We start from the raw sequence: 13,156 nt of genomic DNA, 5'->3' as shown, positions 1-13,156 counted from the left end.
TACATAAAAAAACGATTTCTATTTAGCAGAAAAAGCTTATGTTTGTACCACTCTAATTAACTAATTTATTTATGAAAAAAAGTATTTTAACTGCCATTGCCTCTTTAATTACATTCCTTTCCTTCTCCCAAACAAAATTCCTAAGTGGGTATTATATTGACAACACCGGAGAAAAAGTAGAAGGTTTTATAAAAAACACTGACTGGAGAAATAATCCTTCAAAGATCATTTTTAAAACGGCCCCTGAAGCTAGTCCGAAAGAAGTTGATATTGAAAACTTAAATGAATTTGAGATTTACGACAATTCCAGATATATTAAATATACTGTCGACATTGAAAAATCATCAGACAAAATTAACCTGATTAGTAATTCACCCAACCCTGTCTACACTAAAGAAACAGCTTTATTAAAAGTATTGGTTTCCGGAGAAAAGTCACTCTATAAATATGAAAAGGAAAACATTGTAAAATTTTTCTATTCAAATTTTAATGACAAACCTAAACAATTAATATACATTCAATATCATCCGTCAGCGGATACTTTAAAAGTTTTAAAGACCCAACTGAACAATGTTTCCAGCGAAAGTATTTTAACCAATAATGAATACAAAAAACAATTATATGAAGATGTGAATTGTAATTTTGAAAGACAGTATATACAAAATGTCAAATACGATGCAGGATCATTAATCAAATACTTTGAAAAATACAACAGTTGCAAAACAGCTGATTATACTACTTTTAATAACAAAACTGCAAAAATTAATATAAAACCTTCACTTAAATTAAACTATAGCAATTTTAATTTTGAATCTTTTAATATTGATACTGATAAAGGTGTATTTTTCGGAGCTGGTGTAGAATTCGAAATAGTACTTCCGTTCAACAATAATAAATTCAGCTTTATTTTAGATCCCAACTATAATACTATCAAACAAGATGCTACCAGTCGTTATTATTTAAGTCCCAATGTTTATACCGAAAAAGAAGGTGAAATAAAGTTAAACTACGTAAACATACCTATCGGTTTAAGATATTATGTTTTCCTTAATGATAATTCTAAGATATTTTTCACTCCGTCTTTTGATCTGAATTATGCTATCGGAAAGTCTAACGGTTATTATGCAGGCGGAGAAAAGATCTCAGGTTTTACGCCTAAAACCAGTTTCGGATTAGGAGTAGGTTATGCCTATCAAAAGCTATTTTTTGAAGCAAAACTACAATCAAAAACCGTATTATTCGATTATTATTCGCAAGATAACAACAGTTTAAAAAATATTAGCCTTGCCATAAAATATCAACTTTTCTAAGTTGCTTAAAAATCCAAGTGTTATACTTGGATTTTTTTTATATAATTTCATTCTCTTTTCTTATTTTAGCGCATACTTTTTAGATTTCGCAAAAAATGGATATAAATTTTAACAAAAACGAAGATTTCAACAAACTTTTAATTTCAGATTTAAAGAATAAACTAGCCAAAGTTAAACTAGGCGGTGGTCAAAAACGAATCGAAAAATTACATGCCGAAGGAAAGATGACTGCCCGGGAACGTATTGATTATTTATTAGATACTGATTCAAAAAGTATTGAGATCGGTGCCTTTGCCGGAGAAGAAATGTATCCGGAACACGGAGGATGTCCTTCCGGAGGAGTTGTTGTTAAGATAGGATATATTCAGGGAAAACAATGCATTGTAGTAGCTAATGATGCTACCGTAAAAGCCGGAGCCTGGTTCCCTATTACCGGGAAAAAGAATTTAAGAGCACAGGAAATTGCTATTGAAAACAAACTACCGATCATTTATTTAGTAGATTCTGCCGGAGTATATTTACCCATGCAGGATGAGATTTTTCCTGACAAAGAACATTTTGGGCGAATTTTCCGCAACAATGCTGTAATGAGCAGTATGGGCATCACGCAAATCGCAGCCGTTATGGGAAGTTGTGTGGCCGGTGGCGCTTATTTGCCCATTATGAGTGATGAAGCGCTTATCGTAGATAAAACCGGAAGTATTTTCTTAGCTGGAAGTTATCTGGTAAAAGCAGCCATAGGCGAAAGTATCGATAACGAAACCTTAGGCGGTGCCACTACTCATTGTGAAATTTCAGGAGTTACTGATTACAAAGCAAAAGACGATAAAGACGCTTTAGACAGAATCAAATCGGTCATAGGAAAGATCGGCGATTATGAAAAAGCCGGATTCAACAGGATAAAAGCTCAAAAACCGGCTGAAAAAGAAGAAGATATTTATGGTATTTTACCTAAATCCCGTGCAGACCAGTATGATATGATGGAGATCATCAAACGCTTAGTCGATAATTCAGATTTTGATGAATACAAAGCCGGTTACGGACAGACCATTATTACGGGCTATGCCCGCATCGATGGTTGGGCTGTAGGAATTGTTGCCAATCAACGTAAAATTGTGAAAACAACCGGTGCCAAAACGAAACCAAGCGAAATGCAATTCGGCGGTGTAATTTATTCAGATTCTGCTGATAAAGCCACCCGTTTTATAGCGAATTGCAACCAAAAGAAAATCCCTTTGGTTTTTCTTCAGGATGTAACCGGGTTTATGGTTGGCAGTAAATCAGAACATGGCGGAATTATTAAAGACGGAGCCAAAATGGTCAATGCTGTTTCCAACTCTGTGGTTCCTAAATTTACTGTTGTAGTAGGAAATTCGTACGGAGCCGGTAATTATGCCATGTGTGGGAAAGCTTATGATCCCAGATTGATATTCGCTTGGCCAAGTGCTCAATTAGCCGTTATGGGGGGCGCTCAGGCAGCAAAAGTATTATTACAGATCGAGGCCGCCTCTTTAAAAAAATCTGGAGAAGAATTAACTCCGGAAAAAGAAGCAGAACTATTCAATAAGATCAAGGCTAAATACGACGCTCAGGTTTCCCCGTATTATGCTGCCGCTCGTTTGTGGACCGATGCTATTATTGATCCATTGGAAACCAGAACCTGGATTTCTATGGGAATTGAAGCCGCTAACCATGCTCCTATTGAAAAACCGTTTAATTTAGGAGTGATTCAAGTATAAATATTAATTTTGTGATCCCGAACTTGTTTCGGGATCTTTTTTTAGCAGCTGAAATGAATTCAGCCTGACAACCTAATTTTTATGCTTTCAAAATTCCGATATTTCAAAACTGATATTTCAGGTATTTCATTACCCGAAAAATTTACATTCCCTTTTTATTACGAACCTCATGAACTGAGTAGAATTGCAGCACAAGAACTTCAGGAATATTTAAAGACCCAAACTGATTTTGAACACAACTTCGGTTTACAAAAAGATCAGGAAGGGTTTGTAATCGGAAAAATGTTTGGCGTTCTGGTATGCCTTGATCAAAATGAGAAATTAGGTTATTTATGGGGTGTTTCGGGAAAATTAGCCGATAGCAACCACCATCTTTATTTTGTTCCTCCGGTATTTGATATGCTAACGCAAAACAGCTTTTTCAAGCAGGAAGAAGCTATTTTAAACCAATACAACCGGAAAATAGAAGCTTTAGAGCAAAGTATGGCTTTAGCAGAAGCCAAAAAAAATTTAGAGCAAACAAAAGAAGAAGCACAAAATGATATCCGACGTCAGAAACAGCGTATTAAAGACTTAAAAATTCAACGGGATGAAAAACGTGCTTCCTTTGATAATTTGTCGCCAACAACAATTGAGCAATTAGAACTCGAACTTTCTAAAGAAAGTAAAAAAGAAAGCATTTTACTCAAAAAAATGACAAAATATTGGAATTTAACTGTCGAAAGTCGAAAATCAAAAGTCGAAAGTTTTCAAGCTGAAATTGATCATTTAAAACTAGAAAGAGCCAATAAATCCTCAGAATTACAACAACGATTATTTGCCCAATACGCCTTTTTAAATCAAAATAAAAAATTAAAAAGTGTAGGTGAAATTTTTGACGATAATCCTCCTGCAGGTGCCGGTGAATGTGCTGCACCTAAGTTATTGCATTATGCTTTTCAAAATAATTTAAAACCAATTGCCCTAGCTGAATTCTGGTGGGGACAATCACCAAAATCAGAAATACGCAAACACAAACAATTTTACCCGGCTTGCAGAAGCAAATGCGAACCTATTCTGGCTCACATGTTACAGGGCATAGAAATGGACGAGAATCCGCTCTTAGAAAACCCCGCCGAAGGAAAAGATATCGAAATTGTTTTTGAAGACGATCATTTAGCAGTTGTGAATAAACCTGCCGAATTTCTTTCCGTTCCCGGAAAAAATATACAAGATTCGGTTTACGAACGTGTCAAGAAACGCTATCCCGAAGCTACAGGTCCACTGATCGTTCATCGTTTAGACATGTCGACCTCCGGTTTGTTATTGATCGCCAAATCAGAAGAAATCTATAAAAAACTACAATCGCAGTTTATCAAACGAACCGTTAAAAAAAGATATGTGGCTTTGCTTGACGGCATTGTAAAACAGCCGGAAGGCATTATTAATTTACCATTGCGAGTAGATTTAGACAATCGCCCGCATCAATTGGTTTGCTACGAATACGGAAAACCCGCCGAAACACATTTTAAAGTCGTCGAAATAAAGAATAAAAAAACACGCATCCACTTCTTCCCTATTACCGGACGAACACACCAATTGCGTGTTCATGCGTCACATAGTCTAGGATTGAATTGCCCTATTATTGGCGATGATTTGTACGGAACCAAAGCAGATCGTTTGTATCTTCATGCCGAAGAAATTACATTTATACATCCTGTTTTAAAAGAAAAAATGACTATTTTTAAAGAAGCAGAATTTTAAGTTTTTAAAATGAAGAAAATAACATTTGTATTAATATTTTTATTCTTAAACGTATATTCACAATTTAAACTTAATTATACAGATATTCAATTAGAATATAGAAATCACTACACACACAAAAATTATTTTGAAGTCTCAAAAATAATTAATGAAAATGAAGAAGAATACGCAGATTTTATTTTCTCAAAAAAAGATAGTTCACTTGTTTCTATTCATTTTAAAAAATCAAAAGGTTATTCAGATATAGATGCCAAAAAGCTTATAAATAAATTTATTGTCGATTTCAGTCCGACAAAAGTTAAAACATGGGAAAATTGGAGCTTATACTATGATGAAAAAAACAAGATTCTTTTGATAAAAGCTTTTGAAAATCATTCATCAGAAAAGATAAAAGAAATTAATATTACAATTGATTCAGAAATAATTAGTAATATGTTATTAAATTTGTTTAATTCTGGCATTAATTTTAATAAATAGATGAAAAAATCACTTTACATATCCCTTTTAATCATTGGCTTCCAACAACTATCAGCTCAAAACTTTACCCACAGAGATTCCTTACAGGGTGGTTTACGCTTGGAACGTACTTGTTTTGACGTCCAACGGTATGATTTGAATCTCACTATCAATCCTGATGAAAAAAGTATTACCGGATACAATCAGGTTACCTTTAAAGTAATAGAACCTACGCAAAAAATACAATTGGATCTGTTTGACAATATGAAAGTTGATTCTATTGTGTGGAACAACCAAAAGCTAAACTATACAAGAGATTACGATGCCGTTTTCATCAACTTTCCGCAACCAATCGATCAAAACTCGATAGAAAAACTTAGATTCTACTATTCCGGTAAACCTAAAGTCGCTAAAAATGCACCTTGGGATGGCGGATTTGTTTTCAGTAAAGATGATAACAAAAAAGATTTTATTGCTGTAGCTGTCCAAGGAACTGGGGCTAGTTTATGGTATCCGTGTAAAGACTCACAAACGGATGAACCTGATAACGGAGCTACTATAAAAGTGGCTGTACCTAATGGTTTAATGAATGTTTCTAACGGTCGGTTTACAGGTTCTCAGGATTTAGGAAACGGATACACCCGCTGGGATTGGGAAGTAAAAAATCCAATCAATAATTACGATATCACAGTGAATATTGCCGATTATGTCCACATTCATGATACTTACGAAGGTTTGGACTTAGACTATTATGTTTTACGGGAAAATGAGGAAAAGGCCAAGCAACACTTTGAAGCAGATGTAAAACCCATGTTTGCCTGTTTCAATAAAAAATTCGGAAATTATCCGTTTTGGGAAGACGGTTACAAATTAGTAGAAACTCCTTATTTAGGAATGGAACACCAAAGTGCTGTAGCTTACGGAAACAAATACCGAAAAGGCTATTTAGGCAGGGATCTATCCAGAAGTGGTCTTGGAATGGGCTTTGACTTTATTATTATTCATGAAACCGGACACGAATGGTTCGGAAATAGCATTACCAGTAAAGATATTGCAGATATGTGGATTCATGAGGCTTTCACTACTTATAGTGAAACCGTATTTATTGAATGCCAAAAAGGTTATGAAGCCGCTATGAAATACATCAACGGTCAAGGCTTTAATGTACAGAACGACCGACCGGTTATAGGACAATACGGTGTAAATAACGAAGGAAGCGGTGACATGTATTATAAAGGCGCTCTACTGTTGAACACCTTGCGACATGTGATTAATGACGATGCTAAATGGTGGAAACTATTACACGATTACAGCGAGCATTTTAAAAAACAGATCATTGACACCGATCAGGTGGTCGCTTATTTCAATGAAAAAAGCGGTATGAACCTTACTCCCATTTTTAACCAATATTTGAAAACTACTCAAATCCCTGAACTGGTCTACAAAACAGACGGCAACTATTTCTATTACCGTTGGGATAATGTAAACGCTGATTTCAATATGCCGGTAGACATTGAATACAACCGAAAAAAAGTACGTTTATATCCTACCACTCAGGAACAAAAAATAAAATTGCGCAAACTTAAAAAATCAAAGAGCTATCAAATTTTTGACAATAATTTCTTTATCAAATTAAAGGAAGAGTTGTGAATTCAATATTTTTTTAAACATTAAATTATTTAATTCTTAAATTATTTTAATAATTATTTAATTTTCAGTAAATTAGCCTTATATCAAAAAACTAAATGTAATGGCTACAATTAGAGAATTAAACAAATGGGCTAATGCACACACTTATTATCCGTTAGATCTGGTACGTGTTATTTTTGGTGTCTTTTTGTTTCTGAAAGGGGTAACTTTCATTACAGAAACAAACTATTTACATGACATTTTAAATACTGCAGGGAATTTTGGCAGTGAAATGTTAATTATACACTATGTTTCCATGGCTCACATTGTGGGAGGAACAATGATTTGCATTGGCTTCCTGACTAGATGGTCAGTATGGGTACAAATGCCTATACTTATCTGCGCTCTTTTACTGAATTTCTTTAGTGAGTTTAACACTAGTAATTTTGTTCAGGCTTCTGCTGCTCTACTTCTGGCGATTTTTTTCGTTTTTTACGGAAGCGGAAAGCATTCGGTGGATTATTATCTAAAAATGCATAAATAAAAAACGGGCTATACCAGCCCGTTTTTTTCTAAAGTCTCTTTACGATTAATTTTTCCGTTTTCCGTTTCACTGAATCTGGATATATAAACAACTTCCTTAGGCTTTTCATAAGTATCCAATACTTCAAAAATCTTAGTATCTATATTATCCTTTCCTTCTATTGCCAACACTACTTTCTGACCTAAATGCTTATCCGGTTTAGAAGTGATAAAATAGCGGGATTTTAACTTACCATCCAATTTTTTTTCAACCAGTTCCGGAATAATTTTTATTCCTCCGGAATTAATGATGTTATCTTTCCTTCCTATCCATTTGAATGTATTCTTTCCGGTAATTTCAACCAGATCGTGTGTAAAAATCTTCTCGTCTGAAACTCTGGGAGCTTCAATAACTAAACAACCTTCAATATCCTTAGCAACTTTTATACCGGGTAAAACAGTGAATACCTCTTCTCCTATAGGTTTGGCAGCAATATGAGTAATGGTTTCCGTCATGCCATAAGTTTCATAACTTTTCGTCTTTTTCCCCTTAAGACTTTCTATAAGATCCTGAGAAACTTTGGCTCCGCCAATAATCAGTTTGTCAATCTGTTCTATATTTTCTAGAGCATGTTCGACTTGTAGCGGAACCATCGCTGCAAAATCATAATTCTTATAAGTATGCGCTAACGGATTGCCTTTAGGTGAAACCATATCCATTTCTAATCCTAAAATAATGGATCGAACGAGCATTAACTTCCCTGCAATAAATCGGGCAGGTAAACAGTTTAAAGCTGTATTCCCGGGTTCCAATTCAAAAAAATCTCCCGTAGCCAAAGCTGAGTTGACCATTGCTTGTTTATCAATTCTTACAATCTTCGGTTCCCCCGTTGTTCCCGAAGTTTGTGCCTCAACATAGTCTTTTGCATCAAACCAATCCAAAAGAAACATTCCTACTTCTTTTTCAAAATCTTCCCCTTCTTTGATCAGACTGTAAGCCAATTGAAAAAGAGAATCTCTATCTAAGTGAAAGCCGTTTATTTTAAATCGGTTGTGAATATTTGTATAATGCGGTGTCATAATATTTTAATCTTTTAAAGTTCCGAAAAGTTTAGTTTTCCAATCGTGCCAATTATATTTTTTAGCAAAAACAAAAATCAAAACAGGATAAATTACCACGATCGGAAACAACACATCAAAACCGATGCTCGGTTCAGATATATCTTTAAATACAGAATAGGTCTGAAAAGCAGTCCAATCTGATGTTACTAATAGTGCTCCTACTAAATTATTAGCCGCATGAAAACCTAAAGCTAATTCCATTCCATCATCCAAGAGTGTTATGATTCCCAGAAAAAAACCGGTACCTATATAATATATCATTATATAATACCCTATTTTCTCGACTTCAGGATTTGCAGCATGCATTAAGCCAAACAGAACAGAACTGACAAACATTCCTGCAAAACGACTTTTGGTTTCCAAGCTTAACCCTTGTAAAATTTGTCCTCTGAACAAGTATTCTTCGAAACTTGTCTGCATCGGGATCAAGATAATAGCCATTATAAAAAACACGGCAAAATTCACGGGTTGGAAATTAATCTGAAAATTTTCCGGAGCAATGTAATAAGCCCATAAGGTCATTACTATCGTAAATACTGCCCATACAGTAAATGAAAAACCGATGCGTTTCCAGTCTATTTTTTCTCTACCCGTTGTAAAAACAGTTAAAGGAATCCTTTGTATAAATTTAACCCATACTAAAACGATCAGCAAACCTAAAGCTAAAGGAGCAATCAAATACAGAAATGTACGGTTAACTCCGAAGTTAAGTATCGACTCCTGCATCACTTTATTGGTATCTACACTGGCTGATAAAATAAAATTAATCGCCATTAATAAAATGAAACTAACAGGAATAGGCCAATAAAGTAAAAGATAAGGCTTCAGTTTTTGAATTCGCTCTAAATACATATACAATGTGCTTTACTTACAAAGGTAAAGTTTTAAGTAAAAAAAAGACAAGTATTTTATTTCAAAATTTACTTTAAGTATCTTTACACTTTAAATTCAAAGATAGCATTTATGATAACAATATACCATAACCCAAGATGTACTAAATCCAGAGAAGGTTTGTGTGAACTGGAAAACCTGAATACAGAATTTACCATAAGAAAATATTTAGACGAACCTTTCACCAAAGAGGAGTTAAAAGAAGTAATTCAAAAATTAAACATAAAACCTATAGAATTAGTACGTACAAAAGAAGCCATCTGGAAAGAAGAATACAAAGGCAAAGAACTTACTGATGAGGATATTATAGATGCCATGCTTCAACATCCTAAGTTAATTGAACGTCCGATCGTAGTTAACGGAAATGAAGCCGTAATTGCCCGTCCGAAAGAAAAAATACAAGATATTTTATAAATGATCTTACGAGTTGCCCGACATACCGATGATCTTGAAGGTTTAATTCATTTTTACACTAAAATACTGGAATTGGAAATAATCGGCGATTTCCGTAACCATAATCATTATGATGGTGTGTTTTTAGGCAAAAAGGATCAGAATTGGCATTTGGAATTTACCACCTCCAAAGACAAAACTACGCATCATTTTGATGAGGATGACCTGATGGTTTTCTATCCTACGGATGAAAGCACCTATCAAAGCATTCTAAAAAACATTGAAAACCAACAAATTAAAAAAGAAAAAGCCAAAAACCCATATTGGAACGAAAATGGAATCTTAATTCGTGACCCCGATGGTTTCGGAATAATCGTCAGTCCTTTAAAAATAAATAAAGGCTGAAGGCTACTCATACATCAAATTACTCCTGATCTTGCCTGTTCCTAACCGAACAAAAGCTTCTTAAAATTTCTGTTTTCATTTTTTAACAAAGATTTGTGATTTTACGCTTAAACCAAAGTTTATTTTTGTCGTCTAAAGAAATAAACTTTAATAAATGCAACGAGTACTCACCACTATTACACTATTACTATTAGCCACAACTACTGCTTTTTCTCAGGGAAATACAGGAGGAAAAAAAATTAAAATCACCGGAAAGATCATTGAAAAAGGTACAGATTTACCTTTAGAATACGCTACTGTCGTATTTCAAGATGCTAAAAATCCTGAAAAATTATCAGGTTCCGTAACTGATATGGACGGTAATTTCAACTTTGAAGTAACTGCCGGAACCTATAATGTGCGGTTTGAGTATATTTCTTTTAAGACCGTAGAAATTAAAACCAGAACTTTTACAACAGATACTGATTTCGGTGCTGTTTATCTGGAAGCCGATGTGTCTCAACTAAAAGGTGTTGAATTAGTTGCTGAAAAATCAACCGTTGAAATTAAACTTGACAAACGAATTTACAACGTAGGAAAAGATATGACCGTTAAAGGCGGAACAATAAGTGATGTTTTAGATAATGTGCCCTCAGTAACGGTTGATCCGGAAGGAAATATCGCTTTAAGAGGTAATGAAAATGTTAAGATTTTAATTGACGGAAAACCTTCAGGTCTGGCAGGGATTAACATTGCCGATGCTTTAAAATTACTTCCTGCCGATTCTGTAGACAAAGTAGAAGTTATAACCAATCCGTCTGCACGTTATGATGCTGAAGGTGGTGGTGGTATTATTAACATTGTACTGAAAAAAGGTAAAACTAACGGCGTAAACGGATCTATTGTATTAACAGCCGGTGATCCTGAAAACTATATGGCTAATGCCAGTATCAACAAAAAGACTGAGAACTTCAACTTATTCTCTAACTTCGGATACAATTACAGAAATTCTCCCGGTAATTCCTCAACGGACTCTCGTTACTTAAACGATGATAATTCAACTAAAAGCTATAGCGAAGAAAGAAGAAAAAATCACCGTCAGAATGAAGGATACAATGCTAATTTCGGTATTGACTGGTCGTTGACAAAATCATTGACCTGGACAAATTCTGTGACTTTTGCTGAAAGTAACGGTAAAAACCCTGATGATGTATACCTTACCTATTATGATGCAGATCATAATTATGATTATACTAAAAACCGTTTTAATGACGGAATCAGTGATAACTTCAGAATTGAATATGCTACCAACTTCACAAAAGATTTTAAAAAAGAAGGCCATAAATTAACAGTTGACATGGCTTTTTCACAAAACCGTGAAGACGATAGCTCTACAATTACCGATCAAAACCTGGACGGTACTCCTTATCTTTTATACGAAAGAACTTTAAATAATAACAGTCAAAATCGCAATCTTTTCCAAACGGATTATGTATTGCCTATAGGCGAGAACGGACGTTTTGAGGCTGGATACAGAGGTTCTTTTCAAAATAATTTAACTGATTTTGTTATCGAATCAGAAGATAACGGAAGTTGGGTTCGCAATGATTTATACTCTAATTTATTGGAATACAAAGAAAAAATCAATGCCCTTTACATGCAATACGGGAACAAATTCAAAAAATTCTCTTATTTCTTAGGTGTTCGTTTTGAAGACAGTAATATTGATGTTAACTCCATTACATCAAACGATTATAACAAGAAAAAATACAACAATTTCTTCCCTTCTGCTACTTTAGGATATGAATTCAGTGAAAGTAGCTCTATGAGCTTAAGCTATAGTAAACGGATCAACAGACCCAGAGGACGTTTTTTAAATCCGTTCTCATCTTACTCAAGTAATATTAATATCTTTCAGGGAAATCCCGATCTGAATCCTTCTTATACTAATGTCTTTGATCTAGGCTATTTGAAAAGATGGAACAAAGTAACAGTAAACACTTCTGCTTACGTAAACCTTACTGACGATTCTTTTCAATTTGTAAGAAGAGAATCCGGAAATTTTGTAGACGACGTTCCGGTTATTGTTAGTACACCTATTAACTTAGCCAAAGAATACCGTGCCGGTTTTGAGTTCAATGTTAATTACAATCCTTTTAAATGGTGGCGATTGAATTCTAATTTCAATTTATTCCGAAATGAAACAAAAGGAGAATTCAGCTATGTTGATTACCAAAACAATCCTGTAGTTCAGAATTTAGACAATGTGGCAACAACCTGGTTTACCCGACTAAGTTCAAAAGTAACCTTACCTTATAAAATTGACTGGCAGACTAATATTATGTATCGGGCACCGCAAACTACAGCTCAGGGAAAACGTTTGTCTATGACATCCGTAAACTTAGCATTCAGTAAAGACGTTTTAAAAGATAAGGGAACCTTATCCTTAAATGTCAGCGATTTATTTAACAGCCGTAAAAGACGAATGGACACCTACCTACCGGGAAGTGTTGACTCCTACTCAGAATTTCAATGGAGACAAAGACAAATCAACTTCTCTTTCACATACCGTTTTAACATGAAAAAAGAAAAAGACCAGCAAAGAAGAGATGACGGTGGTGGTGACGGAGAGTTTATGGGTTAATTATTATCATAAAAAAAGTCCTGATGTACTATCAGGACTTTTTTGCTTTTAACTAAGAATCAATTCGTTATTCTTGGTTATTGCGTTTTTTATCTCTTCTCTCTTTGATGAATTCTTTAATAGCACCACCTAACCAGTAAGGTACAAATGAAGCCAAGAAAATCATTAACCAAAATCCGATTGTAAGGATGGTTAAGAAAAGTAAAAAACCTAAATACTGTTGAAATTCAAACATGTTTTCCGGAATTTTATGAATTCAGCTCAAAGATACTATTTTTAGCATTATGATAACAAACTTTCTTCTATAAAAATTCTAACTTTAT

At 34.3% G+C, this 13,156-nt stretch carries 12 protein-coding genes; 9 read left to right on the top strand and 3 right to left on the bottom strand.

What is annotated here, in order from left to right; genetic code table 11:
* The first annotated feature begins 71 nt into the window (after nt 1-71).
* The 6 genes from NHF50_RS13970 to NHF50_RS13945 all read left to right on the top strand — a co-directional run bounded on the left by NHF50_RS13970 (nt 72) and on the right by NHF50_RS13945 (nt 7,421).
* Nucleotides 72-1,310, top strand: coding sequence for an outer membrane beta-barrel protein (locus NHF50_RS13970; protein WP_109570239.1), 1,239 nt, complete (start codon nt 72-74; stop codon nt 1,308-1,310).
* Nucleotides 1,311-1,405: 95 nt separating this feature from the next.
* Nucleotides 1,406-3,049: an acyl-CoA carboxylase subunit beta gene (locus NHF50_RS13965; RefSeq protein ID WP_252777041.1), complete on the top strand. Its 1,644-nt coding sequence runs from the start codon at nt 1,406-1,408 to the stop codon at nt 3,047-3,049.
* An 81-nt stretch (nt 3,050-3,130) separates the two neighbouring features.
* The gene (locus tag NHF50_RS13960; RefSeq protein WP_252777040.1) at nt 3,131-4,792 is read left to right on the top strand and encodes an RluA family pseudouridine synthase; all 1,662 of its coding nucleotides are present in this window, start codon (nt 3,131-3,133) and stop codon (nt 4,790-4,792) included.
* 9 nt (nt 4,793-4,801) lie between these two features.
* Nucleotides 4,802-5,269 (top strand): hypothetical protein, encoded by a 468-nt coding sequence (locus NHF50_RS13955; RefSeq protein ID WP_252777039.1) that lies wholly within the window; start codon nt 4,802-4,804, stop codon nt 5,267-5,269.
* Complete coding sequence (locus NHF50_RS13950; protein ID WP_252777038.1) at nt 5,270-6,898, top strand: M1 family metallopeptidase; 1,629 nt, start codon at nt 5,270-5,272, stop codon at nt 6,896-6,898.
* Nucleotides 6,899-6,998: 100 nt separating this feature from the next.
* A complete protein-coding gene (locus tag NHF50_RS13945) occupies nt 6,999-7,421 on the top strand; it encodes a DoxX family protein (RefSeq protein ID WP_109570234.1) in 423 nt (140 codons plus the stop codon).
* 8 nt (nt 7,422-7,429) lie between these two features.
* On the opposite strand, the gene NHF50_RS13940 is transcribed toward NHF50_RS13945, so the two are convergent.
* Nucleotides 7,430-8,479 carry an AMP-binding protein gene (locus NHF50_RS13940; RefSeq protein WP_252777037.1) on the bottom strand — a complete coding sequence of 350 codons (1,050 nt, stop codon included), beginning with the start codon at nt 8,477-8,479 and terminating at the stop codon, nt 7,430-7,432.
* Between the two features lie 6 nt (nt 8,480-8,485).
* The gene (locus tag NHF50_RS13935; RefSeq protein WP_252777036.1) at nt 8,486-9,373 is read right to left on the bottom strand and encodes a CPBP family intramembrane glutamic endopeptidase; all 888 of its coding nucleotides are present in this window, start codon (nt 9,371-9,373) and stop codon (nt 8,486-8,488) included.
* A gap of 111 nt (nt 9,374-9,484) precedes the next feature.
* Here NHF50_RS13935 and arsC point away from each other — a divergent pair, with 111 nt between their 5' ends.
* The 3 genes from arsC to NHF50_RS13920 all read left to right on the top strand — a co-directional run bounded on the left by arsC (nt 9,485) and on the right by NHF50_RS13920 (nt 12,833).
* Nucleotides 9,485-9,826 carry an arsenate reductase (glutaredoxin) gene (gene arsC / locus NHF50_RS13930; RefSeq protein ID WP_252777035.1) on the top strand — a complete coding sequence of 114 codons (342 nt, stop codon included), beginning with the start codon at nt 9,485-9,487 and terminating at the stop codon, nt 9,824-9,826.
* Entirely contained in the window at nt 9,827-10,210 is a 384-nt protein-coding gene (locus tag NHF50_RS13925) for a VOC family protein (protein WP_252777033.1), read from the top strand. It abuts the gene before it with no gap.
* A gap of 154 nt (nt 10,211-10,364) precedes the next feature.
* Complete coding sequence (locus NHF50_RS13920; RefSeq protein ID WP_252777031.1) at nt 10,365-12,833, top strand: TonB-dependent receptor domain-containing protein; 2,469 nt, start codon at nt 10,365-10,367, stop codon at nt 12,831-12,833.
* Nucleotides 12,834-12,900: 67 nt separating this feature from the next.
* Here NHF50_RS13920 and NHF50_RS13915 read toward each other — a convergent pair whose 3' ends face one another.
* Nucleotides 12,901-13,068, bottom strand: a complete 168-nt coding sequence (locus tag NHF50_RS13915; RefSeq protein ID WP_170108218.1) for a hypothetical protein — start codon at nt 13,066-13,068, stop codon at nt 12,901-12,903.
* Between the last annotated feature and the right edge of the window lie 88 nt (nt 13,069-13,156).

The organism is Flavobacterium sp. NRK F10, from assembly GCF_024054235.1.
Lineage (GTDB): Bacteria > Bacteroidota > Bacteroidia > Flavobacteriales > Flavobacteriaceae > Flavobacterium > Flavobacterium sediminis.
The sequence above is the reverse complement of the archived record's forward strand: the minus strand, read 5'-3'. Positions and strand labels throughout refer to the sequence as shown.

Bases quoted from the DNA above. Each gene is read 5' to 3' on its own strand.
- NHF50_RS13970 (WP_109570239.1), top strand. From the start codon at position 72: ATGAAAAAAAGTATTTTAACTGCCATTGCCTCTTTAATTACATTCCTT.
- NHF50_RS13965 (WP_252777041.1), top strand. From the start codon at position 1,406: ATGGATATAAATTTTAACAAAAACGAAGATTTCAACAAACTTTTAATT.
- NHF50_RS13960 (WP_252777040.1), top strand. From the start codon at position 3,131: ATGCTTTCAAAATTCCGATATTTCAAAACTGATATTTCAGGTATTTCA.
- NHF50_RS13955 (WP_252777039.1), top strand. From the start codon at position 4,802: ATGAAGAAAATAACATTTGTATTAATATTTTTATTCTTAAACGTATAT.
- NHF50_RS13950 (WP_252777038.1), top strand. From the start codon at position 5,270: ATGAAAAAATCACTTTACATATCCCTTTTAATCATTGGCTTCCAACAA.
- NHF50_RS13945 (WP_109570234.1), top strand. From the start codon at position 6,999: ATGGCTACAATTAGAGAATTAAACAAATGGGCTAATGCACACACTTAT.
- NHF50_RS13940 (WP_252777037.1), bottom strand. From the start codon at position 8,479: ATGACACCGCATTATACAAATATTCACAACCGATTTAAAATAAACGGC.
- NHF50_RS13935 (WP_252777036.1), bottom strand. From the start codon at position 9,373: ATGTATTTAGAGCGAATTCAAAAACTGAAGCCTTATCTTTTACTTTAT.
- arsC (WP_252777035.1), top strand. From the start codon at position 9,485: ATGATAACAATATACCATAACCCAAGATGTACTAAATCCAGAGAAGGT.
- NHF50_RS13925 (WP_252777033.1), top strand. From the start codon at position 9,827: ATGATCTTACGAGTTGCCCGACATACCGATGATCTTGAAGGTTTAATT.
- NHF50_RS13920 (WP_252777031.1), top strand. From the start codon at position 10,365: ATGCAACGAGTACTCACCACTATTACACTATTACTATTAGCCACAACT.
- NHF50_RS13915 (WP_170108218.1), bottom strand. From the start codon at position 13,068: ATGTTTGAATTTCAACAGTATTTAGGTTTTTTACTTTTCTTAACCATC.